Source organism: Neobacillus sp. DFD-2R (assembly GCF_057747865.1).
Window position 1 is genome coordinate 3,400,729 of sequence record NZ_CM173228.1, and the last position, 22,154, is coordinate 3,422,882.

At 37.9% G+C, this 22,154-nt stretch carries 17 protein-coding genes and 1 pseudogene; 6 read left to right on the forward strand and 12 right to left on the reverse strand.

What is annotated here, in order from left to right; translation table 11 throughout:
- Positions 1-104 precede the first annotated feature (104 nt).
- Complete coding sequence (locus tag AC3ANV_RS17085) at positions 105-305, forward strand: hypothetical protein (protein ID WP_488309887.1); 201 nt, start codon at positions 105-107, stop codon at positions 303-305.
- A gap of 721 nt (positions 306-1,026) precedes the next feature.
- Positions 1,027-2,505 (forward strand): flavin monoamine oxidase family protein, encoded by a 1,479-nt coding sequence (locus tag AC3ANV_RS17090; RefSeq protein WP_488309888.1) that lies wholly within the window; start codon positions 1,027-1,029, stop codon positions 2,503-2,505.
- 242 nt (positions 2,506-2,747) lie between these two features.
- Here the strand turns inward: AC3ANV_RS17090 and adhE are convergent, their stop codons facing one another.
- Both adhE and AC3ANV_RS17100 read right to left on the reverse strand, forming a co-directional pair.
- Positions 2,748-5,336 (reverse strand): bifunctional acetaldehyde-CoA/alcohol dehydrogenase, encoded by a 2,589-nt coding sequence (adhE, locus tag AC3ANV_RS17095; RefSeq protein WP_488309889.1) that lies wholly within the window; start codon positions 5,334-5,336, stop codon positions 2,748-2,750.
- Positions 5,337-5,397: 61 nt separating this feature from the next.
- Positions 5,398-5,625: a hypothetical protein gene (locus AC3ANV_RS17100; protein ID WP_488309890.1), complete on the reverse strand. Its 228-nt coding sequence runs from the start codon at positions 5,623-5,625 to the stop codon at positions 5,398-5,400.
- Positions 5,626-5,929: 304 nt separating this feature from the next.
- On the opposite strand from AC3ANV_RS17100, the gene AC3ANV_RS17105 reads away from it, so the two are divergent.
- On the forward strand, positions 5,930-6,709 hold the full coding sequence (locus AC3ANV_RS17105; RefSeq protein WP_488309891.1) for a Cof-type HAD-IIB family hydrolase: 780 nt from the start codon (positions 5,930-5,932) through the stop codon (positions 6,707-6,709).
- Between the two features lie 1,386 nt (positions 6,710-8,095).
- Here the strand turns inward: AC3ANV_RS17105 and AC3ANV_RS17110 are convergent.
- The 6 genes and pseudogenes from AC3ANV_RS17110 to AC3ANV_RS17135 form a co-directional block, all read right to left on the reverse strand.
- A pseudogene (locus AC3ANV_RS17110) lies at positions 8,096-8,930 on the reverse strand (LLM class flavin-dependent oxidoreductase).
- Positions 8,931-9,183: 253 nt separating this feature from the next.
- Positions 9,184-10,134: a sugar ABC transporter substrate-binding protein gene (locus AC3ANV_RS17115; protein ID WP_488309892.1), complete on the reverse strand. Its 951-nt coding sequence runs from the start codon at positions 10,132-10,134 to the stop codon at positions 9,184-9,186.
- Between the two features lie 47 nt (positions 10,135-10,181).
- Entirely contained in the window at positions 10,182-12,212 is a 2,031-nt protein-coding gene (locus AC3ANV_RS17120) for a PAS domain S-box protein (RefSeq protein ID WP_488309893.1), read from the reverse strand.
- Complete coding sequence (locus AC3ANV_RS17125) at positions 12,178-13,038, reverse strand: CheR family methyltransferase (RefSeq protein ID WP_488314263.1); 861 nt, start codon at positions 13,036-13,038, stop codon at positions 12,178-12,180. Before AC3ANV_RS17125 ends, AC3ANV_RS17120 begins: the two co-directional genes overlap by 35 nt.
- Positions 13,039-13,041: 3 nt before the next feature.
- Entirely contained in the window at positions 13,042-15,780 is a 2,739-nt protein-coding gene (locus tag AC3ANV_RS17130; protein WP_488309894.1) for a response regulator, read from the reverse strand.
- A gap of 553 nt (positions 15,781-16,333) precedes the next feature.
- A complete protein-coding gene (locus AC3ANV_RS17135) occupies positions 16,334-17,365 on the reverse strand; it encodes a threonine aldolase family protein (RefSeq protein WP_488309895.1) in 1,032 nt (343 codons plus the stop codon).
- Between the two features lie 213 nt (positions 17,366-17,578).
- On the opposite strand from AC3ANV_RS17135, the gene AC3ANV_RS17140 reads away from it, so the two are divergent.
- The gene (locus AC3ANV_RS17140; protein WP_488309896.1) at positions 17,579-17,767 is read left to right on the forward strand and encodes a hypothetical protein; all 189 of its coding nucleotides are present in this window, start codon (positions 17,579-17,581) and stop codon (positions 17,765-17,767) included.
- Between the two features lie 216 nt (positions 17,768-17,983).
- Here AC3ANV_RS17140 and AC3ANV_RS17145 read toward each other — a convergent pair whose 3' ends face one another.
- From AC3ANV_RS17145 to AC3ANV_RS17155, 3 genes are all read right to left on the reverse strand, one after another.
- Positions 17,984-18,568 (reverse strand): hypothetical protein, encoded by a 585-nt coding sequence (locus AC3ANV_RS17145; RefSeq protein WP_488309897.1) that lies wholly within the window; start codon positions 18,566-18,568, stop codon positions 17,984-17,986.
- A 104-nt stretch (positions 18,569-18,672) separates the two neighbouring features.
- Positions 18,673-19,398 (reverse strand): TerC family protein, encoded by a 726-nt coding sequence (locus AC3ANV_RS17150; RefSeq protein WP_488309898.1) that lies wholly within the window; start codon positions 19,396-19,398, stop codon positions 18,673-18,675.
- A 486-nt stretch (positions 19,399-19,884) separates the two neighbouring features.
- Entirely contained in the window at positions 19,885-20,112 is a 228-nt protein-coding gene (locus AC3ANV_RS17155) for a hypothetical protein (protein ID WP_488309899.1), read from the reverse strand.
- 470 nt (positions 20,113-20,582) lie between these two features.
- On the opposite strand from AC3ANV_RS17155, the gene AC3ANV_RS17160 reads away from it, so the two are divergent.
- Together AC3ANV_RS17160 and AC3ANV_RS17165 are read left to right on the forward strand one after the other, a co-directional pair.
- Positions 20,583-20,786 carry a hypothetical protein gene (locus AC3ANV_RS17160; RefSeq protein ID WP_488309900.1) on the forward strand — a complete coding sequence of 68 codons (204 nt, stop codon included), beginning with the start codon at positions 20,583-20,585 and terminating at the stop codon, positions 20,784-20,786.
- 340 nt (positions 20,787-21,126) lie between these two features.
- Positions 21,127-21,426: a BC1872 family protein gene (locus tag AC3ANV_RS17165; RefSeq protein WP_488309901.1), complete on the forward strand. Its 300-nt coding sequence runs from the start codon at positions 21,127-21,129 to the stop codon at positions 21,424-21,426.
- A 161-nt stretch (positions 21,427-21,587) separates the two neighbouring features.
- Here the strand turns inward: AC3ANV_RS17165 and AC3ANV_RS17170 are convergent, their stop codons facing one another.
- Positions 21,588-22,046: a hypothetical protein gene (locus AC3ANV_RS17170; RefSeq protein ID WP_488309902.1), complete on the reverse strand. Its 459-nt coding sequence runs from the start codon at positions 22,044-22,046 to the stop codon at positions 21,588-21,590.
- Positions 22,047-22,154 lie beyond the last annotated feature (108 nt).

Below are 22,154 nucleotides of genomic sequence, written 5' to 3' on the forward strand. Positions count from 1 at the left end.
AGCTAGCTTCAAATGCCTATAAATTTATGATTTTAAAAAATCTAAATATTCAGTTATAATTATTTATAAGTTCGTATGTATAAAAAAACGAGGTGGTAAGGAATATGAACAAGAAAAATAACATAGTTAAATTAAAAACCTATAAAAAATTTAAAAAAAGAAAAAACAAACGTGGGTTTGGCTTACTATCCGTCTATTTATCTATTGCTTCGGTCTTGTATGCTTATTTATATTTTAATGTTACATCACATACCACCTTAGATATTAAAACATTTTCTGAAACTCACGCTTTTCTGTATAAGTAATGATGGTGAATAAAAAAAGAAAAGGAGAGATTCGACTCTTCTTTTCTTTTGGCTCTGTTAAACTTGCCTGTTGATTTCCGCTCCAGGCACTCGCTTTCCGCGGGCGGTCGGGAGCCTCCTCGGTGCTTTGCGCCTGCGGGGTCTCCCTTGACCTGCTTTTCCCGCAGGAGTCTCGCGCCTTCCGCTCCAATCAACATAGTGAGCTAAATCAACAATGAGCTTTAACATAGACTTTCTTTTAAAAATGAGACCATCATTCAGTCTATTTTTTCTTATTCTTTTGGTTAGCAGTTTTCGAATTATTGTTTTTGTTATTCTTCGAGGCTGCAGTGTTTTGCTTTTTGTTGTTGTTTGATTTTTTTGCCATATTCATCACCCTCTTGTTAATAGAATGTATTGCACTTGTATCTTAATATAGCTTATTCACAATAGGTTAAAATTCACAAAATAAGACGTCAAAAAGGCGGTACTAAACCGCCTTTTTTTGTATGGTGAGAAGGTCTTGTAAAAAAGGTTAAATTGAGAAATACCCGCTACTTGGGATAATATCTTTATTTATGTAATAACCCGTTAAATAATCTTATATCTTAAAATAATTGAACAGAAAATCAAGAAACTCCAATTACTGGAAGCTTCAAATAGTATAAACCGATAATTATCTTAATCCATTATACAGGGGTAACACCACAAAGTGATTGTGGTAACCGGAGAGGAGAAAATCATGTCCATTTATAGATTTCCACAGTTATCAACAGAACAAATGCTGTCGACGATTCGAAATGGACTTGGATTATCGCAGATTCCAAAAAAAATTATCATTGTCGGAGCAGGTATGTCGGGATTAGTTGCCGCATCACTGCTGAAGGACGCAGGACACGAAGTGACCATTTTGGAAGCAACCCAAAGAGTAGGAGGCCGCATTTATACATTAAGAGCCCCCTTTATGGACGATCTGTACCTTGATGTTGGTGCCATGCGTATTCCTAATAATCATTACTTAGCATTAGAATACATTAAAAAATTCCATTTGCGTACGAATGCATTTTTGAACACTACACCCAATGATCTCATTTATGCAAACGGTATTAAAACGAACCTCTCCACTTATATACGTAATCCCGATATGTTAAACTACCCCGTAGCACCTCATGAAAAGGGAAAAACGGCTTTAGAGCTGCTCACATTAGCCATTAAACCAGTTGCTGATTTTATCAATCAAAATCCCGGACGGAATTGGAACATCGTCGTAAAAGAATTTGATAGATACCCAATGAGTTTTTTTTTAAGGTACAATCCTGTTGGGATGAGTTTATCACCCGGTGCAATTGAATACATTGAAGTATTACTGGGTTTAGAGGGATTCCCTGAGCTTTCTTTTCCTTCCATCCTACGGGAGTTAATACCACTATTTAGCCGGGACATTCATTTTTACGAAGTAGAAGGTGGTAATGACCGGCTGCCCAAAGCTTTTCTTCCGAAATTGAGGGAAAACCTCAATTTCGGATATCAAATGACAAAAATAGTCCAGCACAATCATCAAGTTACCATTCATTCCAGAAATACACAGAGCCATAGACCGCTAATCGTTACCGGTGACCTCGCCATTATAACCATTCCTTTTTCCCTGCTGACATTTGTGGATATTGAACCCCGCGATTCTTTTTCCCATCACAAAAGGCAAGCCATTCGTGAACTTCACTATGTCGCCTCTACCAAAATTGGTCTTCAATTTAAAAGCAGATTTTGGGAAAAGGAAGGGCTTCGCGGCGGTAAAATGATGACCGATTTACCCATCAGATTTGCTTACTACCCAAGCCATTTAATTAGCTCAACGGGGTTCGGGATTATTTTGGCCAGTTATACTTGGGAAGATGATACCTTGTCATGGGATAATTTACCTGAAGGAGATCGTATTCGAAATGCACTTGATAACATGGCAACTGTCCATGGGAAACAAGTTTATGATGATTTTCTAACAGGTGCCTCTCATAGCTGGTCCCAGGATCCCTTTTCCGGCGGGGCTTTCTCGATGTATAAGCCCAGTCAGGAAACAGAATTATCTCCTTTTATCCCTGTTCCGGAGGGAAGAGTACATTTTGCCGGGGAGCATACCTCCACAATCCCTGCTTGGATTGAAGGTGCCATCCAATCCGGCATAAGGGTTGCCCATGAAGTGACTAACCTGCCGAAAACACTTTAGGGGATAATACGGCGTTTTGAACGTGCTGCTTTGACGCTTTCGATGTTAGTCAATAAAATTGTCGCCTAACAAATAAAAAGCAATGCTTATAACCCAATAAGGGTATAAGCATTGCTTTTATATCATTTTGAATACATCCTCTTCTTTAGAGCATTTTTTTAAAAGGTTTCCATCCGAATTTACGAGACTATGTTTTGTCCGCTTCTTTATCTTGATGAGATCACCTTTAGATAAGGTTTTTGTTAAATCCCTTTATATGCCAGACGATAAATTTCCGCTAGTTCTGTGACTAATGGAAGCTTAGGATTGGCTGTTGTACATTGATCTTCAAATGCCCGCTCAGCGAGATAATCCACTTTGCTTTCGAATAGGGATTTCTCTATTTGATTGGCTTCAATGCTCATCGGAATATCAAGCTCTGTAGCCAGCCTAATAATGGCTTGAACAAGGCTTTCCACGCCTTCTTCCGTTGTACGTGCAGGCAGTCCCAGTGTTCTCGCGATCTCCGCATAGCGCTTGTCAGCGACGAAGTGATCATATTTCGGGAACGCCGTAAACTTTTTCGGTTTGGTTGCATTATAGCGAATGACATGTGGCAAAAGAATAGTATTGGCACGTCCGTGGGCAATATGGAATTCAGCCCCAAGCTTATGTGCAAGACTATGGTTAATACCAAGGAATGCATTGGCAAAGGCCATACCGGCAATCGTTGAAGCATTATGCACTTTTTCACGAGCCACTTCGTCACTGCCATTTCTGTAAGCTCTTGGCAGATACTCAAATACCAACTGGATCGCTTTCATTGCCAGACCATCAGTAAAGTCGTTCGCCATGCAGGAAACAAATGCTTCAATCGCATGAGTCAAAACGTCCATACCAGTATCAGCTGTGATATGTTTTGGCACCGTCATAACAAACTGCGGGTCAATAATCGCTACATCCGGTGTCAATTCATAATCAGCGAGCGGATATTTTTCATTTGCTTCTTTATCGGTAATAACAGAGAATGACGTTACTTCAGATCCTGTTCCGGAAGTTGTTGGAATCGCCACAAATTGTGCTCTTTCACCTAAATGAGGATATTTCACAATTCGCTTACGAATATCCAGGAATTTCTGCTTCAGGCCGAAGAACTCCGCATCCGGATGTTCATAGAACATCCACATTCCTTTGGCTGCATCCATTGCAGAGCCACCGCCAAGAGCAATGATTACATCCGGTTGGAATTTCGCCATCATTTCTGCGCCTTTCATAACAGTTTCGATTGATGGATCAGGTTCCACTTCGGAGAAAATTTCGCAATGGACATAATCAGGACGCTTTCTCAAATAGTAAAGCACCTTATCGACATAGCCCAATTTCACCATACCGGGGTCGGTTACAATGAATGCTTTAGAGATATTCGGCATTTTTGCTAAATATTGAGTTGAATTCTTTTCAAAATATATTTTTGAAGGGACTTTGAACCATTGCATATTTACGTTCCTCTTCGCTACTTTTTTAATATTAATCAAGTTAATAGCACCAACGTTAGTAGAAACAGAGTTTCCTCCATACGTACCGCAGCCAAGTGTCAAAGATGGCATATAGGCATTATAAATGTCTCCAATCGCACCTTGAGAAGTTGGAGCATTTACAATGATCCTTCCTGCTTTCATTCGCAAGCCAAATTCTTTTATAGCAGCTTGGTTCGTTGTGTGAATGGCTGCAGAGTGACCCAAACCGCCAAACTCAAGCATTTCTTCTGCTCTTTTTAATCCTTCTTCTAGGCTGCTCACCTTGAAGCAAGCTAACACCGGACTTAATTTTTCTCTTGATAGCGGATATTGCGGTCCGACACCTTTTAATTCTGCAACAAGAATTTTGGTTCCTTCCGGAACAGCTACTCCGGCCATTTCAGCAATTTTGTATGCGGGCATACCCACAATATCTGCATTAACAGCACAGGATTGTTCATTAATGACTAATTTTTCGACCTTTTGTTTTTCTTCTTCATTTAAGAAATAGCAATTGTTGGCAATCATCTCTTTCTTAACTTCATTATAAATTTCTTTATCGATGATGACAGCCTGTTCAGATGCACAAATCATACCGTTGTCAAACGTTTTTGATAAAATCAAATCATTAACCGCTTGATGTAAATTAGCTGTTTTCTCAATATAACAAGGAACGTTACCTGCACCAACACCAAGAGCCGGTTTACCGGAGCTATATGCGGATTTAACCATGCCAGGGCCGCCGGTTGCAAGAATCACCGAGATTTTCGGATGTTTCATCAAGGTTTGGGTTGCTTCAATAGATGGGGTTTCAATCCATTGAATACAATTTTCAGGAGCCCCTGCTTTAATTGCTGCATCTCTAAGGACTCGTGCAGCTTCACTGCTACATTTTTGCGCAGATGGATGGAAAGCAAATACAATTGGATTTCTTGTTTTAATTGAAATTAAAGATTTAAACATTGTAGTTGAAGTTGGATTTGTAACCGGGGTTACACCTGCAACCACACCCACTGGTTCAGCAATTTCAATCATACCCTCATGTTCGTTTTCATTAATGATGCCTACTGTTTTATCGTATTTAATATTGTGATAGACGTATTCAGTAGCAAACATGTTTTTGATGATTTTATCTTCGTAAACGCCTCTTTTTGTTTCTTCTACTGCTAGTTTTGCAAGCGGCATATGTTGATCCAGACCTGCTAAAGCCATTTCCTTTACAATTTCGTCAATTTGCTCTTGATTAAATTCCCGGAACTCCTGTAATGCTTTCAAACCATTTTCTACTAACCTATCAATGGTTTCTGTTACATTTTGTTTAACTTGAACTGTCATTTTTAAGCCCTCCATCGGATTCAATATTAGTAAAGCGAATAACTAATTTGTGGTATTCCAATTATTCACAAACAGGATTTCTAGGAATCTTTTCAAATGTAATATCGGTAAGGATCCTCGAAGACTTTTTAACCATAACGACAAAATTCACTGTCCAAATATAGGAAGGAATGTCCTCATTTTCCTTAAACATCATCGCTTCAAATTCATCTCCAACCGTTTCTTCAAAGACTTCTAAGGTAAAAGTCTCAGCATCTGTTGAGAAGTCCTGCCATTCACAAACCATCATCTCGTTTCACTCCTTGCTTCGTTGTGATTAAAATAATATCACGGAAAAAACGAATGAAACTGACCAAAAAGTGTCAAAAATATGATGAAATTATATACAATTTGTTAATAGTGGTAATATTAACCTCGATTCACGAATAAAAAGTCCTAGCTTTTTGAGGAACAATTTTATGTAAAAAGAAAAAGTTATTAACATTGAAACAGTCAGGATGTTGGTTTTATTAGCTTTTTAATCAAACATGGTATACTGTATTAAGGATTTTTGAACAATTTAAGAAGATTAGTCATTGTTAGGAGATTATTAAATGAATTACAAGATTGTCATTTTAGATATAGACGGGACCATCCTCCCGCATGGAAAAACACTTAGTCATGCCACAAAGGATGCGATCCTACAGTTAAGAGAGAACAATATGGAAGTTGTAATTGCTACGGGGAGAGCTCCTTATTTTTCAGATTCCATTATAGAGGAAACAGGGGTTGACTCTATGGTCTTTTTTAATGGTTCATCTGTCTATCATGAAGGAAAAGAAATATACCGGAATGCGATTGAGAAAAATATATTAAAGCAAGTTCATCTCTTGTCTAATGATTATCAACATCCTCTTACTTTTTTAGGAGGTACGAGCTTTAAAGCTACCGATATAAGCCATCCATTCGTAGTGGAAGCGTACCGGCATGATCCGTGGAAGCCTGAACTTGCGCCTCCTCAATTTTGGATGGACCAGGATATTTATCAATTGTTCCTTCACTGTGATATGGAGGAAGAGTTATCCTATCAAACAAAGGTTCCGGAATTAGATTTCAGAAGGTGGACTTCAGGAGCAAGAACATGTGATGTGAATTTGTCCAATTCAAACAAAGCCGTGGGTCTATCGAAATTGTTAGAAAAGCTCGGTATTGCTCCCGATGAAGCAGTCGCCTTTGGGGATGGATTAAATGATATTGAAATGCTTTCATTGGTCGGAATGGGAGTCGCCATGGGGTCTGCGCGTGATGAAGTGAAGCAAGCTGCCAATATGGTAACACTCTCGGCGGAAGAAGACGGGGTACGATACGGTTTAGAGCGCCTCGGTTTAATCTAATCGTTTTGTCCGCCCCTAACGGTCATTTTCCAAGTATCTCTATCTTGAAGTGGAATATACTGCGTATAGTCGATAAATAGCAATAATTTTGGCACTCATTGATTTTTGAGTGCCATTTTCTTTATTTTTTTCTCTTGTTATAGATGGCTAAAGATGGTCTCGCAAGTTGAGTTAGTGTTGGTATATTCGGACTACTATAGACAATTTCCTGTTTAGTCTGTCCGAATTAACTTCGGATTTGGACTATCCTAAGCGATTTTCTGATGGTCCTGTCCGAATTACCCTCGCATTCGGACTATCCTAAGCGATTTTCTGATGGTCCTGTCCGAATTACCCTCGCATTCGGACTATCCTAAGCGATTTTTTGCTTGGCCTGTCCGAATACCACCCGCATTCGGACTACACTATTCGATTTTCTCTTGGCCTGTCCGAATTACGCTCGCATTCGGACTATCCTAAGCGATTTTTTGCTTGGCCTGTCCGAATTCCCCTCGCATTCGGACTATTCTAAGCGATTTTTTGCTTGGCCTGTCCGAATACCACCCGCATTCGGACTACTTTAAGCGATTTTCTGCTTGGCCTGTGCGAATACCCCCCTCATTCGGACTACTCTAAGCGATTTTTTGCTTGGCCTGTCCGAATACCACCCGCATTCGGACTACACTATTCGATTTTCTGCTTGGCCTGTCCGAATACCACCCTCATTCGGACTACTTTAAGCGATTTTCTGCTTGGCCTGTCCGAATACCACCCGCATTCGGACTACACTATTCGATTTTCTGCTTGGCCTGTCCGAAATACTATCGCATTCGGACTATCCTAAGCGATTTTCTGCTTGGCCTGTCCGAATACCACCCTCATTCGGACTACTTTAAGCGATTTTCTGCTTGGCCTGTCCGAATACCACCCTCATTCGGACTACTTTAAGCGATTTTCTGCTTGACCTGTCCGAATACCACCCGCATTCGGACTACTCTAAGCGATTTTCTGCTTGACCTGTCCGAATAACCCCCGCATTCGGACTATCCTAAGCGATTTTCTGCTTGACCTGTCCGAATACCACCCGCATTCGGACTTTCCTAAGCAATTTTTTGCTTGACCTGTCCGAATACCACCCTCATTCGGACTACTTTAAGCGATTTTCTGCTTGACCTGTCCGAATACCACCCTCATTCGGACTTTCCTAAGCGATTTTCTGCTTGACCTGTCCGAATACCACCCCCGCATTCGGACTATCATAAGGAATTTTCCTGTAGGTCCCGTCCGACTTTCCCCCTCATTCGGACTGACATAGACATTTTCTTGTTTCTCCTGGCCCTACCACAAGAAGCATCGCAACCAAATCAATTTTGACCCTCGAAACGCCCACAAAATAAAACCCCATGTTTACTGCATTGTTTCCCATTTGTAAATTTCGTCCCGAACCCGAGGAGCCACCTCTTTACCCAACAGCTCAATGGCTTTCATTACCTCTTCATGAGGCATAGTGCCAACCGGTACGTGCAGCATAAAGCGTGTGATTCCTACGTGTTTTCGGAGATGAATAATCTTTTTGGCGACTGTTTCCGGATCACCTACGTAAAGCGCTCCTTCAAAGCTTCGTGCCGCATCAAAGCTAGATCTGTCATAACTCCCCCAACCTCGTTCCCGCCCAAGCACATTCATGGCTTGCTGGGTGGGAGGGAAAAATTTGTCGGCCGCAGCCTCGGTGTCCTCCGCAACAAAACCGTGAGAATGTGATGCAACGGGCAGCTTTGATATATCATGACCTGCCTGAGCTGCCGCTCTTTTATAGAGCTGGACAAGAGGTGCAAACCGCATCGGACTTCCACCTATGATTGCTAGAACCAGCGGCAGTCCTAGTAGGCCTGCGCGAATAACAGATTCCGTATTACCACCGCTGCCAATCCACACCGGCAAAGGATTCTGCACAGGTCTTGGGTACACACCCAGCTACTGGATCGGCTGATGATAGTACCGTAACAGCACTTGTCAGCCGTATTCGCTTCGTCTGTGACGCTGCAGCAGCCAGAACGACCACAGGAGAAGACGACGCATAATCTTTGCGATGATGCTCCCCGACACCAAAAACATCCAACCCTACCTGATCGGCAAGGACAATTTCCTCCACCACTTCACGCAATCGCTGTGCATGACTAATCAATTCACCTGTTTGAACGTCCGGTGTTGTTTCTACAAATGTGCTTACCCCTATCTCCATTGCCAATTCCTCCAAATATAACTTCCGTTTTTTCTGACCACTGAGAATATTTTTATTTTGAGTCTTCGTTCTGTAAGACATTCACGCACCACAACTGATTCTTCAATATGGTTGATTCCTATTACCATGTAACTATTAGGATAGATATATGAATGAAAGGTGGAAATCCCATGCCGGATATAAGCAAAAAAAAAGCCAGCATTAAATGCGGACTTTTACTGAAGAAGGGGGAATGGTTTGTCCTACAGGTATTTCACTTAAGTAAATTTTTATGGAAGTCTAATCGCTCCTTCGCATTCTCTTTAATGATGATATCTACACCCGTATCAACGAATTTTTCAACATGTTCTCCCTTTATAACTTTCAATGCTGTTTCAACGCTTATATATCCCATATCATAAGGATTTTGTGCGACTGTATCAGATATCGTTCCATCCACAATTAACTTCACCATATCCGGTATTCCGTCTGCTCCTATGACTGGTATCGTAAGACCTTGTTCCTCCAATACTTTTATAACAGGTATAGCAACAAGGTCATGGGTTGTAATGATCCCTTTAATGTCAGGATGATCATTCAAAATTTTTTCCGTTTCTTTTTTTACAGTTTTAGTATCATTGTCCGGTATCCCAACTTTTTCTGCCGCAATGATGATCCCTGCATTTTTTAAAGCTATTTTAGCTCCATTTATCCGTTCTCTGAAAACGGAGATTGACAAATCGCCACCAATAATGGCGACCTTATTTCCAGGTTGTAGCTGCGAGGCTAAAAGTGAGCCTGCCTTTTTGCCTAAATCCAGATTATTGGTACCGATATAAGAAGTTTTATTTGGCCAAGGCTCATTTTGATCGACTAACAATACAGGAATTTTCTTTTTTGTAAACTTATCTAATAATGGGATAACAGATGAATCAACCGGTGCGACAATTAATACATCCGGTTTTTCTTTATAGGTAATCGCTAATAATTTAGCTTGTTCTTTAGCTGTATCTTCAGCCGGTGCGATCACTTTCCCATCGATACCAAGGTCTTTAAACCCCTTTTCAGCACCTGCTTTCACAATTTTCCAATATTGTGAGTCTAATCCTTTTAAAACAATGACCACTTTCGGCTTTCCATCTGCAAATGATTTCGAAATAAAACCTATCATAATGAAAGAAATAATTGCTACCACAAGAATAACGAATTTTCTTTTTTTTAACACTACATCCTCCCCTCTCTCCAGGTTTAAAAATAAAACCTATGTGTTCGTTAGACAGGATTTAACTGGAAGCGAATCGAGAAAATGGTCCCCGTATCCCCGGTTGCTATATCAATTTCAGCTTGGTGCCGTTTTGCTACACTGTAGCAGATCGCTAACCCTAATCCGGTTCCCTTTTCCTTTGTAGTAAAAAAAGGTGTCCCTAATTTTTTTAAAACTTCCGGGCTAATGCCTTGACCTTGATCTTTTATTTCCAAAATAACTTGCTGTTCTTCTGTGTATGTTCTTATCGTAAGTTTTCCATTCGCCGACATAGCATCAAGTCCGTTTAGGGCAATATTTAAAATAAGCTGACGAATTTCTTTCTGATCCAGGAATATATCAGGACACTTATTTAAATCAAGCTTTACATGTTTACTGGAACGTAATGCTTCCGCTTGAATTAGTGGCGATAATGCTTTAAGTATCGTATTTAAATTTTGTTTTTTCTTTAAACTGATTTTATTTTTGGCTAAATTAAGAAATTCTGTAATGATCGAGTTGGCCCTACTCAGTTCTTCTAACATTAAATCAATAATATCTGTTGATAAATTATCTCTGTTATTCCTTGATAATTGTAAAAATCCTTGAACCGTCGTCATTGGGTTTCTGATTTCATGGGCAATACCAGCTGCCATCTCACCGATTAAATTCAAACGATCTAATCGTGATAATTCCTTTTCTAAGTGGACCCTTTCCGTAATATCTGTTAAAACCATTAGCGTACATGGTTCAGGATCGATATAAATCATTTCAGTAGATAATAATCCATCGCGTATATCCCCGTTCTTTGTCATATAGCTAATTTTCTTATTACGAATCGTCTGATCTAGAGAAATAGGTTTCCTTGTTGTTTCATCAACAAAATTTTTCAAATTAATTTTTTGTTTTTTCAACTCATCATAGCTATAACCGGTAACGTCTAACCAACTAGTATTGACTTCAACAAATGTAAAATCCTTCTGAGAAAAAATCGCCATTAAACAAGGACTGGATTCAAAGATTTTTCGAAATCTTTCTTGGGAACGGTACAGATGCTCGGCTATTCTTTTTCGTTCCTCTATCTCTTTTTGCAGTTTCTCATTTGCCCTTATAAGTTCCTGCGTTCGTTCCTCAACTATATGTTCCAAATTATTAAATTTTAGCTTTTTAACTTCCTCAATCTGCTTTCTTTCTGTGACATCACGAATCGTACAAACAAAAATCGGTTGATTTTCAACGGTTGTTTCACCAACTAGAATGTCAGTATGGAAGTAACTTCCATCTTTCCTAAAGGCAACTGATTCTATCACTTTTCCTACCGATTGTTTAATAGTGGGTAAGAAAGATAATGAAGAGTCCTTTACATTCTCTCCCATCCATTTTAAAAAAAGCATCACAACATGTTGTCCGATTATTTCCTCAGCCTTGTAACCAAACATGCTTTTTATTGCAGGATTCGCCGATAAAATAAAACCTTGATCGTCAAAAGTAAGAATCGTGTCGATTATAGTTTCACCTATGACTTTCGATAATGCCTCTGTCCGACGTAAATTTAACGTAGTTCTATCTAACTTTTTATTCACCTCATCAAGTTCAACTTTACGTTTTCGATCTGTCTGAACCATATTTTCTTTATGGATTTGGTGAATTTTTACAAATTGTTCAATCTTTTGTTTCAATGTTTCCGGATGGAACGGTTTAAAGATATAATCAATCGCCCCTGCTTCGTATCCTTGATGAACATGTTCCATATCTTGACTAATTGCCGTGATAAAAATGATCGGAACATGTCTTGTTTTTTCTCTCGCCTTAATGAGCTTCGCGGTTTCAAATCCATTTAGTCCAGGCATCTGTACGTCCAGCAAAATAACCGCAAAATCCTGTTTTAGCATACATTTTAACGCTTCTTTACCAGAGTTGGCACTAACCAAGTGATAATTGGGAGATATAAGTACTGCTTCTAGTGCTAATAGATTTTCCGGATGATCATCGACCATTAAAATATTTACCTTTTTAGAAGGGGGACTATTTAACTTTTCGATAGAGTTTTTCTGAGGCATCAAATTCTCCGTAACAGTTTTCATAACTAGTAAACTTTATCCCCTCTCTTTTACCCAGCCCAAGAAAACCTGATTGGCTAAGGCTATTATGTAATAATTTATGGACATGATTTTGAAGAACCTTATTAAAATAGATTAAGACATTTCGGCAGATAATTATATCAAACTCGTTAAAGGACTGATCAGTTACTAAATTATGGTGTGCAAACACAACATTTTTTCTTAGGAAGGGATGGAAAAAAACCTTATCATCCACAGCCTTATAATATTCTGAAAAGGCCCTTTTCCCGCCTGCCTCAAAGTAATTTTTGGTGTAGAGCTGCATCACATCTAAAGGAAAGGTACCTTGCTTCGCCCTTTCTAGAATACCTTTGTTTAAATCGGTTGCATAGATTCTCGTTTTTTCGTAAATCCCTTCTTCATGCAAGAGAATGGCCATAGAATAAACTTCTTCACCGGAAGAGCAGCCAACATGCCAAATTCGAATCTCAGGATAATCTTTTACTAAAGGTATAACCTTGGTTCGGAATGACTGAAAGAATGTAGGATCACGGAACATTTCTGTCACATTTATCGAAAAGTCAGTAAGAAAGGCACCCATAACATCAGGATCACGTAGTACCTTTTCCTGTAAAGCCGAAATACTTGTAAGCTTCTCCTTATTCACACGATGACTAATTCTCCTTTGGATAAAAGGAAAGGCATAATTTCTAAAATCATAACCATAATAACGAAAAACGGCCTCAAGAAGTAATTCTATTTCAATTTTTTCAATCTCTTCTACCTGTAATTTATTATGGGTTTCTATCAATTTTTCGGTAGTTATTTTCTAGCCCTCCTTGCTATACAGCCATACTTGCATTAACGAGAATAACTGATCTAAGTTAATCGGTTTACAGATATAATCCGTTGCCCCGGCATCTAAACATTCTTCTCTGCTCCGTTTCATCGCCTTTGCTGTCAGGGCAATGATTGGCAATGTTTTAAATTCCAGCAGTTGACGAATTTGTCGCATTGCCTCGAACCCATCCATCTCAGGCATCATTATATCCATTAATATCAGGTCCGTATCAGGGTTGTTCTGTAATACCTCAATTCCTTCACGGCCATTTTCTGCTACAATAATATCCATTTCATATTTTTCAAGCGCGACTGTTAAGGCATATACATTCCGGATATCATCATCTACGATGAGAATTTTCTTGTTTTTCAAAATAGATTTTCCGTTTTGATTGATTTGATCTATTTCATCGTTTAGTGGATCATTCTCATAAAGACTGATGGCCACTTCTTCCATAGCAATATTTTCCACTATTTTGCTACTCGTTTGAAAGTATGGCAAATATAAAGTAAAGGTGCTTCCTCTTCCTTTCTTACTCGATACCTCTATAAATCCACCTAATAAGTGTGCCATTTCCCGGCTAATGGAAAGTCCTAAACCAGTGCCTCCATATTGACGGCTTGTGGTTCCGTCTGCTTGTTTAAAGGCGTCAAAAATCGTCTCTTGTTTATCTTGATCAATACCAATTCCCGTATCGATAACAGAGAAAGCAAGCATCAATTTCAGTTGAGCGCCTCCTTCTAAACCTTTGTCACTGAGGTCTTTTATAACCTTCTGAACAACCAATGACACACTCCCGCTTTCAGTAAACTTAAAAGCATTGGAAAGGAGATTTTTTAAAATTTGCTGCAAACGTTGTTCATCTGTAAAGAAAGTCTCCGATATACTTGCTTCCATATCAATAGTAAACTGCACATTTTTCCGGCTCGCAAGAGGATAAAATTGACGATCGATAAAATCCAGCACATCATGAAGGTCCACCTCTTTAGGATAAACATCTAATTTACCTGACTCAACCTTCGCTAAATCTAAAACATCGTTTATTAAATGAAGTAAATCATTACCGGATGAGTAGATCGTCCGAATATACTCCTCCTGTTTAGCAGTAAGATTACCTTCCCCGTTTTCAGAAAGTATTTGTGCTAAAATTAGCAAACTATTAAGCGGCGTTCTTAGCTCATGGGACATATTAGCCAGGAACTCAGATTTATAATGAGAGCTAAGCTCCAGTTGTTGAGCTTTCTCTTCAAGCGCCTCTCTAACCTTTTCTATTTCATTGTTCTTTTGTTCAGATGCTTCATACTGCTCCTCCAGTTTTTCATTGGTTGTACGTAACTCCTCTTGTTGTACCTGCAATTCTTCTGATTGGGCTTGGAGTTCTTCTGTCAATGCTTGTGATTCCTGCAATAATCTTTCTGCGTTCATATGGCTAATAATACTATTTATCTTGATTCCAATATTATTATTTACTGCCTCAAGGAGCTTTACCTGTAAAGGGCTAAATGATTCAAAGGAGGCAATTTCAATGACAGCAAGAACTTCATCTTCAAATTGTACCGGTAAAATAATGATATTTTTCGGTGAACCCTCACCTATGCCTGAACCTATTTTTATGTAGTGTTCAGGAACATCGTTTAGTAAAATGGAACGCTTTTCAAGTGCGCATTGTCCGACGAGGCTTTCTCCAAAACGAAAACGCATATAATCCTTATTACCATCTAAAGAGGCATAGGCAGAAATCTTTTTTAAATACTGTTGACACTCTTCTACTTCCTTAACATAGAAAACACCGAAACTTGCTCCTACCATCGGTACAAGCTTCGTAATTAACATTTCTGCCAGCATAGAAACATTTTCAACTTCAGGGTAAATGGTCACGATTTCGGCAATTTTTGTATTTAGCCAGCTTTGCTCTTCCGCTTCTTCTTTTAATTGTTTCTCTCGCTTACTATGCTTCTCCAGTGAATTTGCCATTTTATTAAATGCAACAGCTATTTCACCCAGCTCACCTCTAGAAGAAATCTCAATACGAGGCAATGTATCAAAATCACTGGTGGTCGCACTTTTCATGACAGCCGTTACCTTGTTAAGATTATTTGTCATGCTTCTAATAATCCATACCGTGAAACCAATTCCAATACATAAGGCAATGGCAAGATACATGTAAATGATTGAGACTGCCCAAGTGTAGGTATCTTTTGACCGTAAAAGTTCATTATTCAACTCTTGTTTTTGCAATCCATAGAGAAGATCGGCTATTTGCATCATTCTTTGCCTAATAAGCTCAGAATCAGTCCAAAAGGATGCAGGAATTTCCATTTCATTATTTAGTTTTTTAGATGCCAAAGCATTCTGACCCATATTTAGATAGGAGTCATGCAATGTTTTAAACTTTGCCATTAGTTCTTTAGATTTTTCTTCTGGATCCGTTTTTTCAAGTGACTCGACTGCAGCCTGTAAATTTGTTTGGGATTCTTCCCAAGAGTTTGATGCCATTAATTCCATTGCTTCTCTAGGACTAGTTACAATTGAGCTTAATTCTAGACCTAATCTAGAAGTCTCATATTTTATTTCGGAAGCCATTTCAATTCTCTCATTTAAATCATTCACCACAACGTTCATATTCACTGTCGTTTGTTGGAGCATATTCATTAAAATGACAGCGATAATAAAAAATAACAGCAGTAATGACCCAATGCTTGTGTAGAGCTTTGTTTTAAATTTCATAGAACCTCCATAGTACCTGTCTGCTTTTTAGCTGTTTAAAGTATTAAAGTTAAATTCCATTTATCTCAAAAGCCTGAATATTCAAAACATAAATCTTTCAATTTGTCAGGCATTCTTACATATATTTTTATTTCTTATCATACTTTAATTTCATTATTATCGTCTACAAAATATTTCTTTTGAAGAAGAAAGAAGCCAGGAGTAGTATATTTCACTTACTACCACTCGATGATAAGTTGATTTTACCAAAGGGTCAAGTTGAAAACGCCTTCATTTCTAAAGGTAATGGGGTATTAATTAAAATAAGAGCGCTTTACTCGAATAAAACAATAATTTATTTTAATATAATAAAATAGCGAGGTCACACTCTAAAGTAATCACTCAATCTATAAATAGAATAAAGATAAATATCTCTATTATTTTTTTAGGATAATTCTCCTATAAAAAATATTCTGAATACTAGTAATTAGTTACAAAGGAAAAAAAGAAACCTGCATTTTTTACAGGCTCCTCACAATTTTCTGATCCGGTTAATTAAATATTTTCATACCAATTAACGGATGGTGCCCTTTTTCAAATCCTTAATAAATGCTGCTACCTCGTCCTCTTTTGTTGCCCAGGAGGTTACGAGGCGGATGGCAGAGTGATCCGAATCAATCTTTTCCCAAATATGAAAAGAATACTTACTTTGAAGTTCAGAAATGAGTCCATTAGGTAGAATCGGAAAGATTTGATTTGATGGAGACTGAGTCAGAAACGTAATATTTGCTTTGCCAATTTCAGCTCTAAGTATTTCTGCCATCTTATTTGCATGTAGGGCCAAATCAAAGAATAAATTGTCCCGGAAAAGTTCAAGAAACTGTATACCTAAAAGTCTCCCTTTTGCAAGCAGCGCGCCTCTTTGCTTCAAATGGTAGCGAAAATCCTCTTTAAGAGAATCACGGCAAATAACCAAAGCCTCTCCTAAGAGTGCTCCATTTTTAGTTCCGCCAATATAAAAAGCATCAACAAGTGCAGGGAGATCGCTTAACTGTAGATCATTTTCTACAGAACATAATGCTGAACCCAGTCTCGCACCATCCATATACAAAATAAGATTGTTCTCGTGGCAATACTCTTTTAATTGCACCAATTCGTTCTTCTTATAAATAGAACCTATTTCTGTTGAATTAGATATGTAAACCAGCTTAGGCTTGACCATGTGCTCATCCGGATGCCCGTCGAGTACTGCCCTCAGGTGCGAAGGGGTTAGTTTCCCATCTTCAGCCTCAACGGAGATGATTTTATGACCTGTAGCTTCGATGGCACCCGTTTCATGGGTAGAAATATGGCCGGTGCTGGCAGCGATTGCGGCCTCATGCGGTCTTAAGAAAGCTCCAAGGGCGGTAAGATTCGTTTGTGTTCCGCCTGATAACAGATGAATATCAACGTCAGTCCGCCCCATTCTTTCTTTTAACAAATCAATCGCTTTTCGGGAATATAGATCCTCCCCATACCCCTCCTCCTGCTCGAAGTTGGACTCTACTAAAGCAGTCAATATTCTAGGATGTGCTCCTTCGCTGTAATCGTTCTTAAAGCTGTACATTTGTTAGCCCCCGTTTCATTTTTTTACCATTGTATCATCATTTTTATCGTAACATATCATTTCACTTTCCAAAAAAAAGTGAAGTATTTCTCATTCATAGGGGGTTTGGTTCTCTCGTTGAAAATTATATACAAAGTATGTATCGATTGGTAATAAGAGGAAAAAATAACGGTGAAGTTGGATTAACACATCATGTATGTAAAGGATTTCATTATGAAAGCGAAAACCATTCAAGATTTACTCAATAAAAAGATTCAAAAACAGACTGCATTCCATTCTCCACAACAAACCGATCGTCAAGAACAAAATGGAAAAACAACCCCTTTAAGCAAAGATATTGCCGAAAATATACGTGTAATAAAACTAAAGGAGAATTTTAGGAAAAGTTCCAAAAGTAATTGAACCAATGTTGATTTCATTTTTTATACGATCGTAACCAGCCTCAACTTTTACAAAAAACCCCTATCTTCAATAATAAAGCTGCATTTAAACCAGGTTATATAAAACAAAAAAGTGCCGGGACTATCCAAATCGGATCGTTCCCGGCACTTTTTTGATTTTAAGAACTTTCTTGTATTACATTGACGTCTTCCTTACGGCAATAAGTTATTTGTCAGATTAATTACCGGTGGTTCCCGCTTGTCCATTACCTGTCCACGGTTTTTGCACTCTTATTTTCCCGATTGTTTTTCCATCGCTATTATAATAGATTGATAACGTACTTCCTGTTGTTAAGTCATTCAAGCTAATAGTACTTTCACTCATTCCATTTGTTCCCCTCGTCATTGTCACAAGAGAGACACCATTAGGGATTTCAATGGTTTTTACTTCACCGGTATATTTTTTTACTCTCATTCCGCCTCTTCCGGCACCGCCATTACCGCGACCGGTATACCCTCCATTACTGCCGTTGTTTCCTGTACCATTTCCTGAACCATTGCTTCCGTTCTGCCCATTTTGCCCATTCCGTCTAGTCATTTGTGGCATTTCCAGAAGTTTTAAGGTAACTTTGTTTCCATCAATGGCAGAGACCTCACCGTATAAATCTGGTTTTTGAAAACCAGGCCGATTCGTGTTTCCTGTGTTTCCATTTCCATTGGACGCTGCAGAAGTTTGGTTAGAATCTCCAGAATTTGAACAACCCGCAATAACGAAAATCATCAAGATTGAGACTAAAGTTGTAAATAAACGTTTCTTTTTCATTTTCATTACTCCTCTTATTTTTGGTTTTTCAGAAACCCATTATCGGCTACGTTTCTTAACTTTTGCTTAAAATTAAAAGCGGAAGGACAACTTTGTCCTTCCGCTTAAATAGTTCTTTCGGAATTTTTTTTAAATAAGTGAACGATGAAGGTTCCAAAGAAGATCGCGATTATTACACTAAAGAATACCATTTCATCCATATGAAAACCGAATGCGGAAACAATCATTTTTACTCCAATAATGGCAATTAGGACAAATGCAGTGGTTTCGAATTCCGGCACTTTTTCAATCAGTGCCAGAAATAATTGTGCCACCCCTCGCATCATTAAAATCCCTAGTATTCCTCCTAAAAATAAGACCCATTCTTGATTAGAAACACCAAATGCCGCCATTACACTGTCAAAGCTAAACGAAATGTCCATTAGCTCCACGGTTAAGACTGTCCTCCAGAAACCCATCTTTTTATTTTGAACTTCATCTTCTTCATTCTTTTTCTGAAATAAGTTTTGAAAGACAATCAAAAGCAGATAGTGACCGCAGACGATTTTTATCCATGCAATATGAATTAACGAAACTCCTAAACCAATTACGATCAAACGAAAAAAATAGGCACCAAAAATCCCGTAAAATAGTGCTTTCTTTCGTTGATCCTTTGGCAGATGCTTCACCATCACTGCTAAAACCAAGGCGTTATCAGCCGATAATAATCCTTCAAGAATAATAAGCGTACCAATGACTCCCCAGCTAGCAGGATCAAAAACGACATTTTTAAAAGACTCTAGTGAAAAAAAAGTACTATAACTATTCATGATTCCTTGTAGGAACTCCATTTGGATTTATATCCCCTTTTTCGTTGGTTGTAATGCACGTTAAAGATTGTCCATTGTCTCTTTATCTAAATGTATGAAAAGCTCTGTAATATATGTGCTAAAAATATTTTTAGCACATTAACAAAATCTTCACTTTTTTACGAATTAAAACGAAGCGAATTATTTTTGGTTTCAGTAAGAGGAAATAAATGCGCATGTGAGAATTGTGAACATGAAGAATATTGTTGGGGTTCGTCATTATGCCTTTTACATGTGAAAAGAATAATGCTCGTAATTAAACTTTGACTTTTTGCTCCCTTCTTCAAGTGGTTTATTGTGAGGACGAAAAATTGAGCTCTTATGCTATAGTTTGTCCTTCAAACCAATTTTCAAGGACTGCTTCTCTCTTGAGGTTTGTTCTTGAAATCCATTTTGAAGGACAGTTTTTCTCTCAACCATTATCTGTAAGCTCTTGGACTACTTTTTCAGGTTATATTGCTCGAATTGTCAAATTCTCTTTTTTACATCTTCTCGAATTGATTCAATCAAATCATCTGATAAAGCTGCCGGAAAAGATGTGCCATCTTCGAAAACCCAGCTATTCATTATTTCAAGGTCTGCTTTTTTAAAGGTAATACTATACACTTTATGATCATGGGTAAAATCAACCGTTACATATTCTTCACTAGCAAAATCATCATCGATAATCATGTTATTAATTTCATATAATTTCACAGTATTTCTCCTTCAGTCATTCATTTTTTATGTATAGCGTATACCTTTTACCGTGGTTTATACCTTTATAGAGCATATCTACTTGGGTTTCAATATTTTGCATCTATTCATGGAATAATAATTTATTATTCCTCGTTTTTATTTTCCTTGTAACTTAAGTTGCTCAGATGTCCATCATGGAGAGTCAACATTTTAAGTTTACATAATATAATTATGTAAACTCTCTTAATACCACCAGTCCCAAATGAAGCCCCAATTATAGCCATATGCCTCAACACATAAGTCTTGAAATTTTCCTTTTGAAACGGCTTTCTTTACCCTAACAATTAATCACTAATTTAACATTTTTTAAAAATTCAAAAAAAATTCACTTCTTTTTCTTCTATTTAAAATTACCGGGCTTATAATAAAATTAAAGGGAGGAAGTAATATTCTGAATCCCTTAACAATCTGAGGGGAGGTCGATATCCATGTCACTCGCTGATTTTGATGATATCTATCGGATATGTTGTGATTTTGACAAAGCTGGGCGATCTGAAGATATGTTAAAATTAGGAATTGATTCCTTATCAAGGGATTCGGTTACGAATTCGCTTTTAACACATTCGAATCATTGGTGGGAGCTTGCCGAGAAAGAAATTTTACAAGAAAATAGAGAAAATGTCCTAACTTAACTAACCTTTAGAAATGGCAGGTAAATCGAATGAGTCTTTATCTTCTTTAATCATCCCTTGTTTGTTCCGTTGTTGGAGGAAACAAGGGATTTTAATTTATTTCTGTGGGATAAAATCATGGATTAAATTTTCCAAAAAACTCCAACTTTAAAATAAAATCAAACGTTTTAATTGAGGATAAAGTAATAAGCTCCAAACCATTTAAAAAAGGTTTGGAGCTTATTATTTTTCGAGCAATATTTTGGTTAGCGTCATTTCGAAAAATTGACATTGATTAATATACGCTCGGAACGATGAAAATGGTAAAATTAAAAAATCCGGAGAAAGGAGTCATAAGAATATGAACAAAATTGAAATTATAGCCCGTAGAATACTAGGTTGGAAATTAAATAGATGGGATCGATGGTATGATGATGAAAAGGGTATTTTTATATATGAGTTTCAACCCGAGCAAAATCTTGACCATGCTATGCTAATCGTTGAAAGATTAGAAAAGTTCGGGTTTACATATGCAACAAATGGGGTTTCCGAGGTTTGCTTTAATGATGTAAGTGAAACTGGCGATACGATAGCACAGGCAATCACAAATGCAGCCTACTCAATCGCCGATAATAGCTCAATACCTGATGAGTGGCTATAGAAAATGGCATTTATTATACCAAAACTCACGACAACCTTTGGATAAGGTGCTGTGGGTTTTTTGTCTTTATTAGGCGAACTCTTTTCTAATCATACTTTCAAATCCATTCCATTTTAATTATCCATTCAACTTGCCCTCCGGACCAAACCAAAACTGCTTCCTTAACAATTTTTTGGACATGGGTTAATCTGTGGTTGTGATAGAACTTCTATCGCCTTTTTGGTATCAGATACATCAAGAAATAATCGATTCTCTTCGCCTGCATAGATGGCATAAACTTTTAATTCACACCAGAGTGCACCAAAAATAGTGTTTATTTGACCGGAAACCCCGGGGATTAGCTCAATTTGAAGGACCATTTTATGATGAAATTCAACTTCTAAGGTTCTCAGAATTTCTTTTACTGCCATAAGATCTTTTTTACTCTCTGAATTAACACTCCCCACTATAAGCCTTACCATATTTTTGTACTTATGATTATTTTTGAATTTGTTTTGTTGGAAAGCATCAATATTTAGTCCTTGATTCGCCATTTCATTTAAAATACAGCTCAGGGTAAGATCATCAACATTAAAACTAAACTGGCTTCTTATCATAATTTTAAATTGAGTATTAGTCATTGTCGGATTTTCTCCTTTAAGATTAATTTTCGATGTCAAAAATCATAAGATCAAAGGAATTAGAAGCTTTTACAACAATTAACCGAATTGAAAATTAGATTTCATCGG